This is a genomic window from Paenibacillus helianthi (assembly GCF_001909055.1).
Lineage (GTDB): Bacteria > Bacillota > Bacilli > Paenibacillales > Paenibacillaceae > Paenibacillus_AQ > Paenibacillus_AQ helianthi.
In genome coordinates this window covers 33776-50367 of record NZ_LVWI01000002.1, presented here as the reverse complement: position 1 = coordinate 50367, position 16592 = coordinate 33776, and the positions used below count along the sequence as shown (strand labels likewise).

17 protein-coding genes are annotated in these 16592 nt (G+C 47.0%); 7 read left to right on the top strand and 10 right to left on the bottom strand.

The window, feature by feature from the left end; genetic code table 11:
* Positions 1 to 85: 85 nt before the first annotated feature.
* The 3 genes from A3844_RS33945 to A3844_RS03100 all read right to left on the bottom strand — a co-directional run bounded on the left by A3844_RS33945 (position 86) and on the right by A3844_RS03100 (position 1624).
* On the bottom strand, positions 86 to 361 hold the full coding sequence (locus tag A3844_RS33945; protein WP_425270595.1) for a site-2 protease family protein: 276 nt from the start codon (positions 359 to 361) through the stop codon (positions 86 to 88).
* A 124-nt stretch (positions 362 to 485) separates the two neighbouring features.
* Positions 486 to 947: a signal peptidase I gene (lepB, locus tag A3844_RS03105; protein ID WP_074106593.1), complete on the bottom strand. Its 462-nt coding sequence runs from the start codon at positions 945 to 947 to the stop codon at positions 486 to 488.
* 155 nt (positions 948 to 1102) lie between these two features.
* Positions 1103 to 1624, bottom strand: a complete 522-nt coding sequence (locus A3844_RS03100; RefSeq protein WP_074100572.1) for an O-acetyl-ADP-ribose deacetylase — start codon at positions 1622 to 1624, stop codon at positions 1103 to 1105.
* A gap of 389 nt (positions 1625 to 2013) precedes the next feature.
* Between A3844_RS03100 and A3844_RS03095 the strand changes: the two genes are divergently transcribed.
* The 3 genes from A3844_RS03095 (at position 2014) to A3844_RS32160 (ending at position 7907) form a co-directional block, all read left to right on the top strand.
* Complete coding sequence (locus A3844_RS03095; RefSeq protein WP_074106592.1) at positions 2014 to 5469, top strand: DUF5695 domain-containing protein; 3456 nt, start codon at positions 2014 to 2016, stop codon at positions 5467 to 5469.
* A gap of 167 nt (positions 5470 to 5636) precedes the next feature.
* Positions 5637 to 7250: a sensor domain-containing diguanylate cyclase gene (locus A3844_RS03090; protein ID WP_074085448.1), complete on the top strand. Its 1614-nt coding sequence runs from the start codon at positions 5637 to 5639 to the stop codon at positions 7248 to 7250.
* 228 nt (positions 7251 to 7478) lie between these two features.
* Positions 7479 to 7907 (top strand): hypothetical protein, encoded by a 429-nt coding sequence (locus A3844_RS32160; protein WP_143191990.1) that lies wholly within the window; start codon positions 7479 to 7481, stop codon positions 7905 to 7907.
* 99 nt (positions 7908 to 8006) lie between these two features.
* Here the strand turns inward: A3844_RS32160 and A3844_RS03075 are convergent, their stop codons facing one another.
* On the bottom strand, positions 8007 to 8534 hold the full coding sequence (locus tag A3844_RS03075) for a PadR family transcriptional regulator (RefSeq protein ID WP_074085445.1): 528 nt from the start codon (positions 8532 to 8534) through the stop codon (positions 8007 to 8009).
* A 67-nt stretch (positions 8535 to 8601) separates the two neighbouring features.
* The gene (locus A3844_RS03070; RefSeq protein ID WP_074106591.1) at positions 8602 to 9753 is read right to left on the bottom strand and encodes a YhgE/Pip domain-containing protein; all 1152 of its coding nucleotides are present in this window, start codon (positions 9751 to 9753) and stop codon (positions 8602 to 8604) included.
* 231 nt (positions 9754 to 9984) lie between these two features.
* Between A3844_RS03070 and A3844_RS03065 the strand changes: the two genes are divergently transcribed.
* The 4 genes from A3844_RS03065 (at position 9985) to A3844_RS03050 (ending at position 14156) form a co-directional block, all read left to right on the top strand.
* Positions 9985 to 10749 carry a 4Fe-4S binding protein gene (locus A3844_RS03065; protein ID WP_074106590.1) on the top strand — a complete coding sequence of 255 codons (765 nt, stop codon included), beginning with the start codon at positions 9985 to 9987 and terminating at the stop codon, positions 10747 to 10749.
* A gap of 9 nt (positions 10750 to 10758) precedes the next feature.
* Positions 10759 to 11325, top strand: coding sequence for a PadR family transcriptional regulator (locus A3844_RS03060; RefSeq protein WP_074106589.1), 567 nt, complete (start codon positions 10759 to 10761; stop codon positions 11323 to 11325).
* A gap of 299 nt (positions 11326 to 11624) precedes the next feature.
* Entirely contained in the window at positions 11625 to 12644 is a 1020-nt protein-coding gene (locus tag A3844_RS03055; RefSeq protein WP_083606662.1) for a LacI family DNA-binding transcriptional regulator, read from the top strand.
* Positions 12645 to 12812: 168 nt separating this feature from the next.
* Positions 12813 to 14156 carry a glycoside hydrolase family 30 protein gene (locus A3844_RS03050; RefSeq protein ID WP_074106588.1) on the top strand — a complete coding sequence of 448 codons (1344 nt, stop codon included), beginning with the start codon at positions 12813 to 12815 and terminating at the stop codon, positions 14154 to 14156.
* 129 nt (positions 14157 to 14285) lie between these two features.
* On the opposite strand, the gene A3844_RS03045 is transcribed toward A3844_RS03050, so the two are convergent.
* From A3844_RS03045 to A3844_RS03025, 5 genes are all read right to left on the bottom strand, one after another.
* Entirely contained in the window at positions 14286 to 14501 is a 216-nt protein-coding gene (locus A3844_RS03045; protein ID WP_074085439.1) for a helix-turn-helix domain-containing protein, read from the bottom strand.
* A gap of 10 nt (positions 14502 to 14511) precedes the next feature.
* Entirely contained in the window at positions 14512 to 14994 is a 483-nt protein-coding gene (locus tag A3844_RS03040) for a DUF2975 domain-containing protein (protein ID WP_074106587.1), read from the bottom strand.
* A 189-nt stretch (positions 14995 to 15183) separates the two neighbouring features.
* Positions 15184 to 15867: a DUF4386 domain-containing protein gene (locus A3844_RS03035; RefSeq protein ID WP_074085437.1), complete on the bottom strand. Its 684-nt coding sequence runs from the start codon at positions 15865 to 15867 to the stop codon at positions 15184 to 15186.
* A gap of 19 nt (positions 15868 to 15886) precedes the next feature.
* Complete coding sequence (locus tag A3844_RS03030; protein WP_074106586.1) at positions 15887 to 16111, bottom strand: helix-turn-helix transcriptional regulator; 225 nt, start codon at positions 16109 to 16111, stop codon at positions 15887 to 15889.
* 1 nt (position 16112) lies between these two features.
* Positions 16113 to 16556, bottom strand: a complete 444-nt coding sequence (locus tag A3844_RS03025; protein ID WP_074085435.1) for a hypothetical protein — start codon at positions 16554 to 16556, stop codon at positions 16113 to 16115.
* Positions 16557 to 16592 lie beyond the last annotated feature (36 nt).

Sequence of the window (16592 nt, the reverse complement as noted above, 5' to 3'; positions counted from 1 at the left end):
CTTGTTCATCATTATTATTTTTTTAAAAAGTAATCCATCACTAAGGTATACCTTTCCATCTTGGATAAAGGTTCTTGGGTATAAGTTAAATCTGAAAGAATACCCCTCCGAGAGCAAAAACAGAAAGACGCAGCTTGCTGATCTTAACACGGGTACCTGGAACAGTTAACCCGCCGAAGCCATAGCAAAATATAAATGATGTTCCAAAGACGACTACACTAAAAATGGGTTTCCGATCTCCGATTACTACACGTTCTATTTCATACCCAACCAGCTTCCCTGCAAAAAAATGCCCAAGTTCATGTAAGAAGGTGTCAACATATTTGAACAATGTAATTAGCACAGCACTGAACAATCCCATCTTAACGGAAGGCTCGATTATGGATAGCAAGATAAGAATTATAATGAAAAAGATTATATAAAAGGATGTTCGGTTCAGCATCAATGCCCTTCCTTCATATTACAGCGTAAATGTTGGTGCTAGTTTATTCTATGATTTTCCCCAGGATTTGTTCTTTACTAATCGTACCGAAGGACCTGCTATCCAAACTATTGCTATAATTATCTCCAATTACAAAATATTGATGGGCCCCTATCTTGTATTTACCAACATTTGGGTTGTCTGCCATAGCAACCGGCAATACGATTTGAACATCATTGATTAGTATTTTGTCTTTCATTACTTCTATATTTTCGTTTGGTAACCCTACAACTCGTTTAACATACTTTATATTTTTCGGATCTATATGAAAGTACACAAGATCATTCCGTTTTATTTCATGCTGAGTATAATAATCCGTTTCTACCTTAACTATTTGACCCTCTTTATATGTCGGTTCCATTGAGGGACCCATTATTTCGACAGTTTGATAGTTTGTACTTTTATTACAAGCGCTTATAATCATGAAACCAAATAACACTAGTATATATTTCTTATATTTCTTCATATCTACCCTCTTTTCTGGAGTTTCCTCGGGTCGAACTTAGCCGCCCAGGATTGCCTGCCCTTGCCAATTCTCCGTATTTCCCTCTGGTAGCCGAAAAGCTGCATGGCCTAAGCGCGGATACGGTGTTAGATGATGGAGGCGATGTCTTCAAAATACTAAAAAAGTCTCCTTAATTCAATCATATAGTTTTCATAATTCACTTCGTCAAAACACACAAATAATACCTTGTTTATTTTTGATTTTTTACCTAGTAAGTACTTCGTCACTTCATCTACGGCAATACGACAAGCAAGATCCTTCGGATAATTATATATTCCGGTGCTTATATTTGGGATAGCAATACTAGTTACTCCATTAGCGTCAGCTAAAATCAATAAATTCTTGTAGCAGTTCCTTAGCTTATCTTCTTCATTATGCGTTCCACCATTCCAAACAGGACCAACGGTATGAATTACATATCGACATTTCAAGTTTCCTCCAGTTGTTATTACCGCTTCTCCAACCCCACAACCGCCTCTTTGGTTACGGATCTTCATACAATCCTCTAATATTGCTTTTCCTCCAGCTTTATGGATGGCTCCATCTACACCACCTCCACCCAACAAACTTGTATTCGCTGCATTGACTATTGCATCCACTTCTAACGTTGTTATATCTCCCTGAATCAGCTGAATCATTGTGTTATTTATTACTACTTCCAAAGCAATCCCCCCCATATATTATGATTCAGTCCCTTTCGGATAATGTCAGATTCACCAACCTCATAAATACTCCCATGTAGATTATTCGCGAAATGAATTGGACTATCCTGCCGATTCATGACGAATTGCCAGTTCATAGACTGTTCAACCATTATAGGTTGAAATGATTAAAAATAAGGTTGGAAATCTCGATTTTCTTTTACAGCACAGACTGTAATATGGTAGATGAATTACAACAATTTTAAAGCAATACGATGGAGGGCAAAGAGATTCTGAAAGGGGGGAGATAGGTTTAGAGAGGGATCAAGCGTAGTGGAGGAGTAGAAAAATACTGTACATTCCGCTTTAACCAGGAGGTTAAATTTATGCTGGAGAAGATTCAGGTCCGTTCTGTAAGAAGGACAGTTTTGAGTGCAGTCTTCACTGCCGCCGCCGCAGGATTTCTGTGGTTTGCCCAGCCTGCCTTTGCCTATGATTTGTCGAACAGCAACTTCCAGGTCAGTACCGGTTCCAATGGCGACATCTCCAGCCTGAAGCTGACCGGAGATAATTTTCCTACCAACTACGTTATGAACGCTACAAATGCTCCCAACCAGAATACGGCAGACCATCAATGGCTGGGCGAGCTGATGTTCACCTACCGGCTGAATAACGGTGCCTGGACCAAAGCCTGGACCAATAAGTCGGCCGATGCCCGTACACAAAGCCAATCCGGCAACACTGTCAACATTACCTATCAAAACTCAACGAATGCGGAGGGGATCCGCAATTTCCGCGTGAATGAAAGCTATTCTCTTGTAAGTGATTACTTGCTCTGGCAGATTCAAGTGACTAATACCAGCACACAGACTCTGGAGATCGGAGACTTTGGCCTGCCGCTTCCCTTTAATGAATTCTGGACCGGAGGCAGTAATGAGCAGATTTATGAAACACGGGTGGTCACCCAGTCCTTCATCGGAAATAACAGCTCTTATGTCACCGCCCAGCGGCCCAGCGGTATCGGTCCGTCTCTCCTGCTTGTCCCGGACAGCACAACCGGCGCAGGCTTTGAGTATATGGATAACTGGCGCATTCAGCAGCATCCCGGCAGTAAATGGGCTGGCGATCAAGGCGGCTGGGTCGAAGGCCTCTCGGTCTATTACATCCATTCCAATGTGATCAAAAGCACCGGCAGCGGATATCTGCCGAACAGCAGCCTGACCCTGGCACCAGGAGCTAGCAAGACCTATGCCTTCAAATTTTTCAAAGCCGCCAGTGAGCAGGCCGTCAAAGACCGGCTGTATTCCGAAGGGATGATAGATACCACCGTGGTCCCCGGGATGATCGTGCCGGTCAATCAGACCGCTAAATTTGATCTCCGCACCTCCAAGACCATTTCCTCCGTGACCGCACAATATCCGTCTGAAACCACCGTGACTTCACTTGGCACTGCATCGGGTGACCACAAGCTGTATTCACTCCAGATGAATCACCTGGGACCCAACAATATTACAGTGAATTATGGCAGCGGTGAAAAGACAACCCTGCAGTTCTACGCCATTGAAGCTGTGGATGCCGCACTTCAGCGTCATGCGACCTTTATGGTGAACAACCAGCAGTGGAATGTGCCCGGAGATATCCGGGACAAAGCGTTCGACGACTGGATGATGCAGTCGAACACCAAACGCAACAACTTTGCAGGGTACTGGGGCTGGGGAGATGACTGGGGATACACACACGCTCAATTCCTTGCCGAGAAAAATGTCCAGAAACCCGTCACCTCAGAAATCACAGCACTCGATCAGTATTTGGATACCACGATCTGGAACAACCTGATGGCTGGACATCACACCGATTATCTGGTGCCGGACTTCCTTATGGCCCCTCCGAATGATACTCCAACGTACCGGGGTTATGCTTACCCTCATATTTACAACACGTATTTCAGCATGTATAAGATTTCTAAGCTGTACCCTGGCCTGATCAGCTACAAAGAGCCGAGCAGCACGTATCTGCTGCGGGCCTATAACATTATGAAGGCTCTTTATGACGGGCCGGTCGCCTATAATTGGAACACGGGTCTGATGGGAGAAGTAACTACTCCGGAGATTATCAAAGCGCTGCAAGATGAGGGATACACCTCCCAGGCGAACGATATCATCGCAAAAATGAACACCAAATACAACAATTTCGCAAGTACGGCTTACCCGTATGGTTCGGAATACAACTATGACAACACAGGTGAAGAAGCCGTTTATATGCTGGCCAAGATGAAGAATAACAATACGATTAAAGGCAAAATCAATACCAAAACCCGTGCAGTCCGCGGGAAAATGCCTGTCTGGTACTTCTATACCGATCCGGTGACTATCAACGGGGAACCCTGGTGGCAGTTCCAATACACAGCATCGCTGGCTGGAACCGCCATGGACGATTGGGTGCGGAGCAATTCCACTGCGCCTGAGGTAGAGCAACGGCTCAGCTATGCTGCCAAGCTTGCAAATGTAAACGCCATCAACTCGGGCCAGATCAGCTCCGATCCGGCGGATATTGGGGCGGTGTCCTGGACGTATCAAGCCATGAAAGGCAACAATGGCGCACTCGGTCTGGATGGCGGCCCATTGTTCAACGGCTGGCGCGGCATGTCCGGCGAAGCCGACCTCGGATTGTTTGGCGCGATCAAGATTCTTAGCTCCGATGTGGCGGTCGACCCGATCTTTGGCCTCTACGGTTACGGCTGTGATGTAACGGAGAGCGGCGGTAATTATATTATTGTTCCGAAGGACGGCGTATTTCAGCGCCTTAATCTGATCACGGAAAAATGGGGCATGACCCTGGGACGTGACAGATACAGCCTGGCAACAGTCGCCAAAGCGAAGAACGGCGTCAGCTTCACACTCAGCAATGTAACACCCGGAACTGCCCACATCACGAAAGTGGACTTTAGCGGACTTGCCGCCGGAACCTATAATGTAACCGTCAATAACGTAGCTTCCGGAAGTTTCACGGCAGTGAACGGCCAAACGGCAACCGCCAGTCTCAATATCGGTACAGCAGCATCCTACGAAGTGAAGATTGAGCAGGGGACGGTTACACCGGTACCGAGTATAGTCGTCAATTATAAAATGAACCAATCCTCAGGCACAACAGTGACCGATTCCTCATATGGTGCCAATCATGCCGTTCTGACGGGAACAGCATCCTGGGTTACCGGCCGTACAGGAGCAGGGAATGCGCTGGGCTTAAGCGGAACCAGTGCTTATGCTTCTCTGCCAGCCGGAGTGCTCAGCCAGCTGAACGATTTTACGATCTCAGCCTGGGTACGCATTACCGCGAATAATGACTGGGCGAGAATCTTTGATTTTGGCACTGACACGACTACAAATATGTTCCTGGCTCCCCAGACAGGTGGAGGAGGCGGTATGCGGTTTGCGATTACAAACGGAGGCAACAGTTCAGAACAGCAGCTTACGGCTTCTGCCCCGCTGGCCGCCGGGCAATGGAAGCATGTCGCTGTGACGTTGTCCGGTACGACGGGCCGCCTCTATGTTGATGGCGTGCAGGTTGCTGTGAATACCGCCATGTCGCTGAAGCCTTCAAGTCTTGGCGTTACGACTCAGAACTATATCGGCAAATCCCAATATGGCGATCCCAATTTGAACGGTGCCATTGATGATTTTCTGATCTATAGCCGGGCACTAACTGCAGCTGAAATCACCTCATTGTTCAATGGAACGATGATTCAAGGGGCCGCCGCTGAGGAATCTGATTTGCTCCAGCAAGAGAACCCTCAGCCCGAACTGCCACTTGAACCCGGTGGGCAACAGCCGGCAGTTCAATAGCAGGTAGTTTAGGACGGGGATTTTCAGCAGAACCTGAATGCAATAATGGCGTGTTAAATGGGGTGACCATTTGCACGCCATTTTGCATGGATTCATTGTCGAATAACGATATTATTTGTTGTATGATGGATTTATGTAGTTTTCAGAAATCAAGGAGGGTTTATCGTTTGCTTACACTGAGAAAAGCCGGGCCACGTCAAAGGAAGAAGCTCAGTCTGACATCGCTGCTTACAGGCCTTGTGACGCTGGTGGTTCTGCTAACCTCAACCATTATGCTGGTTGGCTCTTATGACTCCAAAAGACAATCTTTGATGGAGACGACGCTCCATCTGAATTTCACTAATGCGGACCGCATGTCCAGGACGATGGATTCCTTATTTCAATCCATTGGCGGCAGTCTGGCCTATAATGCACAGATGCTTTCCGATATGGACGTTAGGACGCCTGAGCAAGTGGAACATCAATTGAAATTGATGCGCAACAGCAGCAATTATTTTAATTCCATCGTAGTAATAGGTGCAGACGGGGTTGTCCGCAACGTAGAACCGGCCACCATAGGAACCGCAGGCAAGCATATTAGTTCTCAATCTACTAAAGAAGCTTTGGCACTCAGACAGCCCTACATATCCGCTCCATATATGACTGCGACCACCAAAAGACTGATTGTGTTCTTAAGTCAACCTATCTTTAGCAGGAACGGTACATATCTAGGTATACTGGGCGGCACGATTTATCTGCAGGAGAATAATGTGCTTTCCAGGATATTCGGAAATAACAGCGTGGACGATTTGGGCTCTTACTATTATATTGTCGATTCCGACGGGCATTTGCTGTATCATCCGGACAAGCAGCTCTCCGGGATGGATATTAGCAGCAACAAGGTTGTGCAGAAGCTGATGAAGGGAGAGAGCGGGGAACAGGAGGTTCGTAACCTTCAGGGTACCGATCTGCTCGCCGGATACTCCAGTGTTCCGGCGAACGGCTGGGGAATAGTGGTCGTCTCGCCGATGAGTCTGATTCATCGGCAGCTGATCGGGCACATTGAGACCATTATTGGCTATTCACTGGTTCCGTTTATTGTACTGCTGATTGGTGTGATCCTGGTGGCGCGCAGGCTGGCCCGGCCTTTTGCCTATCTGGCGGACCTGGTAAGCAAGATGGGCAAGGAGAAGATTGTCATTCCGGAAGCCAAGCCGCACTGGAGCCGGGAGGCCGATTTGCTGACCAAGGCTGTCTTTCTGGCTGTGACAGACATTCAGGAACATACGGATCAACTGACGCAGGAAGCTGCGACAGACGCGCTGACCGGGCTTAAGAACCGGAGATCCCTGGAGTACACGCTCAGTCAGTGGATCGATTCAGGGACTCCATTTTCACTGATTGTGCTGGATGTGGACCGTTTCAAGTTCGTGAACGACACCTATGGCCATGTTACCGGTGACGAAGTGCTGAAGCATGTAGCCGGTGTGATTGTCTCCTCGCTTCGGCCGGATGATGTGTGCCATCGCTACGGCGGTGAGGAGTTTGTGATTTTGCTGGCCCGTACCCGCCCGCAAGAAGCCTTCAAGGTTGCAGAAAGAGTCCGCAGGGCACTGGAACAGAGCAAGGGTCCCATTCCGTCGCAGGTTACGGTGTCTCAAGGCATCGCCCATTACCCGCTGCATGCTTCAGAGCAGGAGGGATTGCTGAAGACGGCGGATCAGGCGCTATACCAGGCGAAGAGCAACGGCAGAAACCGGACGATGATCGCTGAAGACAAACCGGCAGCCCCATCAGCATAATGGCTTGATTAGTAACAACGTCACAATTATCACCTGCCCAGGCTTGGCTAACCCCAAACCTGGGCGCTGGCTGTGTGTCTGGCTAATTTGGGATCCGCAATCTATTAAGTCTACTATCTGGACAAGAAAAGCGATAATTTTAAGGGCTTCTTAAAGTATTACAGAATCTCTCTGAAGGATAAGCTGGAAATATATAAAATCGGGATCTCAGAGCTGCTGGCTGCTTTTATGATTGTAACTACGCTGCTGCTGAACAATTACTCTATCCAGTATGGAGAAAGTGTGGTGGCCGGATTCGGGGTTGCACTGAGAATTGTGCAGGTTCCTGAGTTTCTGTCGATGGGCTTGTTCCTTGGCCTGATTCCGCTCTTCGCCCATAACTATTCCAGCAACAATATTAACAGACTCCATATATTCAGAGATCCGGTCATTCGTTTCGACGCTGTTCAATGGCTTCACCGGATTGTTCACCAGCATTTTTCAGGCTACCGGCCAAGGAGTTCCGACCGCAGTCATGTCGATTACCCAGGGCGTGTTGTATATCCCCGTGATCATTCTTTTGCAAAAGTTTTTCGGACTGCATGGCGTGATCTGCTCTATGACCGTAACCGAAGTGATTACGAGTGTTATGGGGCTTGTCCCGTTTATTCTGTTTAGCCGGAAGCTAAAAAATATGGAGCCGGAGGAAGAGATTAAGGGAGTACCAGGAACTTCGCCGGGTATCTAAAAAATATCTTCACTGCCGGGTTCCCTTGCTTAACTACGCACTTCAAGAAGCAGCTTATGCAGCCAGTTGATATCATTTTGAACAGAATGATAGGCATGATCTGAAATCAGCCGGACGGGGATTTTTTGGGAATCGGGAACGGTTGACAACTCGGGATCGCTGTTTTCAATCAATAGCTTTCTTTTATTCAACCGCTCAATGGCTTCCTCAATCAGATAAGCGAGCTTCTTGCGGTCCACCTTATCCAGGAATAAGAGAGAGGAGTACAAGGAAGTGACATTCGTGAAGTTTTGAAAAATGGAATAAATCTCTTCCACCAGCGCTTCACGGCCCTTTTCTGTGATTCCATAGGTTGTTTTTTCGGGACGGTTGTCGCTTTGCACGACCTTGATTTTACGAATAAGCCCTTTTTTATTTAGTATTTCAAAATTATAGTAAAGAGTTCCGTCATTGATCGGAAATGAATTATCGATAGGCTTTAGAACTTGCTTCTTCAGGTCGTAAGGATGATGCTCTCCTTCGCTCAGGATGCCAAGGATGAATATTTGAAGCGACATAAGACTCCTCCTAGAAGATATATGAAAAGAGCCGGCTGCCGGAATTGGCAGGTCGGCTCTTTCTATTTTACATGAAGAGTGGCTGCGGTGCAGCATTAGGACTTAATTTGCTGTACGGCTTGAAATGGTGGATCACTGCGTTAATGGTGAGAGCCGAAACGGCGACGAGGACCAGACCAAGCAGCAGAAATGCAGAGTTCCCTCCTCCAAAGAGCAAATTATAGTCCAGCTGAACCGTGTAGAACATCACGGAAATATGGCTGATGGCTTTGAAAAACCCTGGCATCATCACCTGTGGCACCACCGATCCATTGGCGATGGTCTGAATCAGCAAGAGTGGTAGATTCAGCATCATGCCAGCTTGTCCAAATAGCAGGCAGAAAATACTGGTGAACTGAATGGCTGCGAATAATTCCAGAGCGTGCAGCAGCCACATATGAACAAACGTACTAGCCCCATATCCGTGTACGGCGAAATAAATGCTAAGCCCGATCAATGGGACGATCAGAGCGATCATTGCATTGGTACCTTGCAGCGAAAGGAAGGCTTTCCATTTTCCAAGCTTGCCCTTTAACTGGTTTAATGCACCGATGGCCATCATGGAGTAGATCATAGCCCCGACATAAGAGGACATCGTCAGAAACATCGGAGCCATCTGGTTATGCATCCCGGCTGGCTGGGGATTGGAGGCCACCACATTGGCATGCACTTTATTCACAATGTCTGCGGCAACTTCCTTGGCCTGTGCCTCGGGCATCTTCACGTTTTGCAGCACGCCTTCAATGCTGCGGGTCTGCAACTGGGCGCTGATTTTGTCTGTGATTTGCGTTACTACATTTTGCACCGTGCTGTTGGTGGTAGCCGGATTGGACTGGTTAATATAATAATTCAGTTGAACTTGCTGGTCTGGAGCAGAAAGCTTCTGCGTAAAATCCTGAGGGATGTGCATAATCAGATAAATGTCCCGGTCCTCAAGCTTTTGCTGAGCCGTCTTTAGATTGGTATTCGTCTGAACATGAAACGGCAGATCCTGCTCAAGCTGCTTCGCAAATTCCACCCCGTACTGCTGATCTTCATTCACGATTGCCACCGAGAGATCGCCGATATTCTTCGGAATCGCACTATAACCGGAAGTAAAGACTCCGATCATTATGATCTGGTAAAAAATCATCATGAACACACCACTCATGACCGCTTTATTTTTGAAAAATAACTTCATCGCTCAACACCATCCTTATACTTTATTTAGAGTACTTTAATTAAAGTATATTTTTTCATGAATCTTGTCAACATCATTAAAAATACCTTCAGCAGGTTTTCAGGCAATCGGAAATGACAAAAAGCTCATTGACAGCATCTATCTCAACTTGATACCATAAACTATATCATCATGATATACAACCTTCTGGCCTGAAGCCTTTATTCTAAGAAGAATGGAATGTGATGAAGCATGCGGCAACAAAAGACTCGAAAGACCCTCCTGCTGATTTCAATGCTGCTGTTCCCGGTTACCTTGAATTATTTCTCTCCTTATCTGATTGTCCAAGGCAGCTTTGCCGGTATTGCCACCGGAAGCTTTCTGCTGTTTGGCGCACTTTTTGGTTTCTCGCTGGTGTTTGGCAGAGCCTTTTGCAGCTGGTTGTGTCCGGCGGGAGGCTTGCAGGAGGCTTGCAGCCAGGTGGTGAACAAACCTGCAAGCCGCAAACAGAACCTCATTAAATATCTGATTTGGGTGCCGTGGGTGCTGTCCATTCTGGCCGGGTTTATGAGTGCAGGCGGGATCAAAGACCTCAATCCGATTTATTTTACCGACTATGGAATCTCGGTTTCTGCCCCTCCGGCTTTCATTACGTACTTTGCCGTCGTATTATTAATAGTAAGTGTGTCTCTGATCTTCGGGCGGCGATCCTTCTGTCATTCCCTCTGCTGGATGGCTCCGTTCATGGTCCTGGGCAATACCCTTAAGAACAAACTGGGTTATCCCTCACTTCATTTGGAGGCCAGAACCGAGGATTGCATCAGCTGCAAGAAGTGCGACAGAGCTTGCCCGATGAGCCTGAAGGTCCAGGAAATGGTACAGAATAGAGATATGAAAAGTAATGAATGTATTCTGTGTGGCAGTTGCCAGAGCGTATGCCCGAAAAGGGTACTGCGGGTAGGCTTCGGTGTGCAGAAGGATTCCGTTTCAAAGAGCAGCTACACGGAGGGAGCCTAAGGAAAGATCATGCCCAAGGAAAATACTACGGTCTATATCATATTGGGCCTGCTGAACCATGAGGATCTTAGCGGATACGATATTAAGAAAAAGATAGATGTGATGATCAGCGGCTTCTGGGAAGTAGGCTATGGGCAGATATATCCGACCCTGGCGAAGCTGGTAACCGAAGAGCTGGTGCTTAAACATAAGGGCGCCGGCTCCAAAGGCCCGGAGAAAAACATCTATTCCATCACGGACAAAGGGCGGGGGCTTCTGAAGGAGTGGGTCATGCTTCCCGAGCAGAAGGAGTATACAAAATATGAGATCCTGCTCAAGCTCTTTTTCGGAAGCCTGGTTCCGGACGAGAGCAATCTTGCGAGGATTGAAGATTTCAAGGAACGGCATACACAGAGTCTTCAGCAGATTCAGATGTTCAAAGGGAATCTGGAGCGCGTTCTCCATACCGAAAAGGACCATTTGTATTTCTACCTGACCGTCCTGTTCGGAGAGCATGTCTACAAGGCTTACCTGGACTGGGCGGAGGAAGCCAAGGAACTGCTTGCGGGTAAACCCGACGAGGAACTGAATCAATGAAGTTGAAAAACTTAATAAAAAGGGTAGTAGTGGAGGGGAAGTTTGGAACTGGAGGAGCGGTAGCGACCGCCTTTATGTTTGGATTTCTACCGCGATCAGCGGTTCCAATCAGAGAAATTCAAACATAACAGCGGCCGGAAGTCCAAACATTCCCCGAAGTTACGGCCAAAACCCCCAAGCAATAAGATTTAAGCCTCTGTTTATTCAATTCCGATAAACCAAGAAAAACTATTGTACTGAAAAATGGTTTTATGTTATTTTATCTATAAAAACGTTTTTATAGCGAAGGAAAATGGATGATGGGAAAAATAACAATCAGGGACGTCGCCCGGGAGGCCGGCGTCTCAATCTCAACGGTATCAAATGCATTGAATGATGTGGATGTCCTGAATCCGGCGACCAAATCGCATGTGCTTAAGGTAGCACAGCGGCTGAATTATGTTCCTAACCTGAACGGCAAGCAGCTGAAGTCGGGAAAAACCATGATGCTGGGCTTTTTTACAACCAGCGTGACAGGCCCCTATTTCTATAAGCTTGTAGAGTCCATGTCCAGGCAATGTGACCGGCTGGGCTACGGGCTGAACGTATTTGTTACCAAAGATAAGCAGGTCGTGATGAGTAATATCCTCGGCAGGCGTGTGGATGGCGTCATTATTTATGAAGAACTGGGAATTAACGATAAAGACATTCATGCGATGAACAAGGAGAATATCAAAGCGGTTTTTCTGGACCGGGTGCTGCAAAAAGAGAGCATGGGCAGCATCATTTTTGACTCCTTTGAGGCGGGGTATGAAGCAACTAAGTATTTAATCGGGCTGGGCCACAAAAAAATAGCCTATATTTCCGGCGTGGATACGATGTTTGACAGTGTGCAGCGCAGAGAAGGGTACCTGGCGGCATTGCGCCAGTACAGTCTGCCGGTGAGTGAGGATTATATTTTGCAAGGCTATTTCGAGGAAGAGAGCACCTTTAATGCGGTGAAATCTTTTATCCGGGCGTTTCCCGAGAAGCTGCCAGATGCTTTTCTGGCGGGCAATGACCTCAGTGCAATCGGCTGTATCCAGGCGCTCAAAAGCCATGGATACGAGGTTCCGCTCGACATTAGTGTAATGGGCTTTGACGATATTGATATCGCCCAGTACTATTCCCCTCCGTTAACTACGGTGCGGAATCAAATCGCCAGGCAGGGAATATTGACGATCGACCACCTGGTCCGCATGATACAGAAGAAAGAACAAGGCAACGCCCAGAAGCTGAAAGGCGAAATTATCGTCAGAGGCTCAAGTCATGTGAAGTTTGACCGGAATGACCAGATGTAAGGTGCAAGGCTCATTGAAACGGATAACGCCTCTTTTTTCTGGGCGGCGAAGCTGTTTCTAGCCAAAAATAAAAACGTTTTCATTGAGTTGAACCTAGTTACGAAGAAAATCAAAGAATGGAAGACCTTAATTTCGGTTTATATAAAACATCTATGGAGGGAAACCACATTGCAGAAACTAGTCATTTACAAGTCCACAGGCGAAGACGGGTTATTCATAGAACAGCCGCCAGAGCCGCTGGAAGCAGCAGCTGCGGAGCAAGCGACCGTCACTGTTACCCTTGACGAGAGTCAAACCTATCAGGAGATGGACGGTTTCGGGGCTTCTTTTACCGATTCGGCGGCATATCTGATCAACCAGGTGCTTAACCCGGAGCAGAGAACCGAGCTGATGGTGAAGCTGTTTGATCCGGTGGCGGGGATTGGTTTATCGGTCCTGCGGAATCCAATGGGCGCCTCGGATTATGCCAGAACGGTCTACAGCTATAATGATCTGTCTGAAGGGGAAACCGATATGGAGCAGAACCGGTTCTCCATCGCCCATGATGAAGAGGATATCATCCCGCTTCTGCAACAGGCGGTGGCACTGAATCCGGAGGTCAAGCTGATGGCTTCGCCCTGGAGCGCTCCAGGCTGGATGAAGACCAGCGGGTCGATGATCACCGGAGAGCTGAAGCCGGAATATTACAGTGTGTACGCTGACTATTTTGTAAGGTACATTCAGGCTTACAAAGAGCACGGGCTGCCTGTATATGCTGTCACTCCGCAGAATGAACCGCTGTTTGAACCGCAGCATTATCCGAGCATGCTTATGCTGCCGGAGGCGCAGGCATCTTTTGTACGGGATTACTTGAAGCCTGCATTTCTGAGACATAACATCGACAGTAAAATTCTCTGCTATGACCACAACTGGGACCGCCCGGATTACCCGGTGTCCGTGCTGGAAGCTGCCGGGGAAGAGGTGGATGGGGTAGCCTGGCACTGGTATGGTGGTGAACCCTCGGCGCAGACACAGGTGAAGCGTGCTTTTGAAGGTAAAGAGGTACACTTCACTGAGGGCTCAGGCGGCGAATGGATTCCGCCTTTTGAACAGGCCTTCTCGAATGTGATCCGCACAGGGATTGAGATTCTTAGAAATCACAGCAAGTCGTTCGTCTTGTGGAATATGGCACTAGATGAACATAACGGGCCGACAGTGCCGGGCTTCGGCACAAGCACCTGCCGCGGTATCGTTCGGATCGACCAGCAGACCCGTGAACTAACCTATACGCTGGACTACTATGCACTGGCGCATTTCAGCACAGTGATCCGGCCCAAGGCCCTGCGGATGGATTCCGCGTCAAGCCATGAGTGCATCCGTTCTGTTGCTTTCCGCAACATGGACGGATCGATTGGGGCGGTGCTATTCAATGAAGGCGAAGAAGAAGAGATCGTAGCTGTAAAATTGCCGGGCGGTGAGCGGCTAACCTTCACCATGACGCCCAAAAGCGCTTTGTCACTGAAAGTGGAATAAGTATGGACTGACGGCAATATAGAAACAGCGGCAGCCAGGGACGAGATAATAATGTCCTTGGCTGCCGCTGTTGTATTGAACATTGAACTATCGCACACGATTCGAATACATTTGACCGTTTATTTACTCTTAAATGTCTTCATCACTTTTGTATTCCAGAATATCTCCAGGCTGACATTCCAAAGCCTTGCAGATCGCCTCTAAAGTGGATAATCGAACCGCTTTTGCCTTTCCATTCTTCAATATGGAAAGGTTAGCCATTGTGATTCCCACCCTCTCCGAAAGTTCGGTTACGCTCATTTTCCGTTTAGCCAGCATCACATCAATATTGATTATAATCGCCATGGATTTCACCTCAGACTGTTAAGTCATTTTCTATTTTTAGATCAATGGCCTCTTTTAATAGCTTTTGGAGAACTGCAGCAAAAACGGCAATCACCATGGAAGCGAAAATCATGAGCAATCCGATAACTATGATCCCTGGGGCATCGTCCATATCCGCCATAAGATAGAAGAGAGGAAGGCCTGCTACATACAGAATGCTGAATGTGACTGCACAGTATTTTATATTCTTTAAGATCCGCACAGATAATTCAGAGAAAGCTTTGTTCTTGTCAATGTAGCCTAATAGTTTGAAGGCTTGATACAGTGCCAAGTAAAAGGGAATTACCGATGCATACAAATCGATGAGTACCAGATATTTAATAGAAGTCATACCGGGATACAACTCTGCTGCAAAATTCGCGATCTCAGGTACCGCAAAAATACACAAAGCAAGAACCGGGAGCCCAATTACAATAACAGCTACCTTTAAAAAGAGTGTGGTTCCTCGTTCCATAAAATGCACCTCATTTAATTAATGTTAAATCAAATTTAGCACATGGTTTATCGTTTTACAATATATTTTGATTGTTATTTGATTTATTTTGATTGTTTTGCGAAAAAGAGAACGACAGCTGTCCTCCTTCCGGCGTAGCTACTTCAGATATATTCAGGTGGGGAGGGTTAGGCGACAGCCCAGGACGGCCTATCTATGCCAGGATAAGTTGAAGCCTTTTACAATTAGCCATACGGCAAGGATCATTTCATTGGCGGCTACTGGCAAAGACAAGAGGGCCCCCCACACGGATAGTTGAGGAAAGACTCCGAACATTTCAAAGATGCCTGCACTTAACACCAGTATGGCTCCGGTAATGCCTAAGATCGAAATGAACCTAGGCACCAGCTTGGTTTGATAAAAAATATAGCTGTATATCAGCGTATTAATACCCAGCATGACATTGGGACCCAGCATAAACGTCCAGTCGTGGATGGCTTTTAATAGTGTACCTGAAGCTTCAAAAGAAGATATATCTACAGCAGCAGAAGTTGTGAATTCCCGGCTTAAGGTCAGTAAGGACAATACACTGATGATGCCCACTGTGATGATAACAGCCTCAAGAAACCTGAAGCATAGATGTCCAAGGGCTAATGTTTCATTGTATTTTCTCAAAAGCGGGAACATAGTAATCGAAGTGCCGACAGCTGAGACGACAAGAATCAACTCCATGACCGCCCCCAGTATCACCTGGTTGGCATGTTCAGAACCTTTTAATAAATAATCGGGGCCGTTCAGGATCGGATCGTATAAAAGAAGACCAGCTATCGATGAAACCGCTGCTAGAATAAACAAGACACCCGTTATTTTCGCTGCTGTGTGGTTTGAATTCATACTGTCATCTCCTCATTCATTATTCTTTCGTGCTATCTCCGTAAAAGAATACCTCTTCCAGAGATAAGTTGAAGGCGAGGGCAATACGGAAGGCCAGTTCCAGGGATGGCGAGTAATTGCCCTTTTCCAGAGCTACGATGGTCTGTCGCGTTACGCCCACCTTGTCAGCCAATTGCTGCTGTGTCATTTCATCGTGGTCGAACCGTAATCTGCGGATGTGATTGCCAACAAGATTCTTACTCATCCTAGACTCCTTTCCGATAATGATAAAGTTTCGTGATAGAGCCGGTTACATCAGAAATGAATCCGCCGGCGATCAGGATCACGAACATCACCTGTGATGACTGATCGTTGACCAGCGCCCCCATTGCAGCAAGAAAGCCAAGGACAAAGACAAAGAAAGAATTCCGTGTGGCCTTCAAGTTAATGAGTTTATCCAGTTCATCTGCAAATGCCGGTTCCTTTTCTCCGGTCGTTATCCTAAAGGCAATATTGAAAATAATGCTGATCAGGATATGCGCTGCGATTGAAACCAAAGTCAAAATGATCACGAACGAACCCCAATAATGAAAGCTTTCCGTTGAGTCAGCCCCCTCCGGTGCCTTTGGAAACATGTAAGCACAATAAGATCCGAAAATAAGTATTGCCGTGATCAGAGATACAATGCTCTTCTTTTCTTGATACGTCATCGCTACACCGCCTACACTATATTTTGATAACAAGTT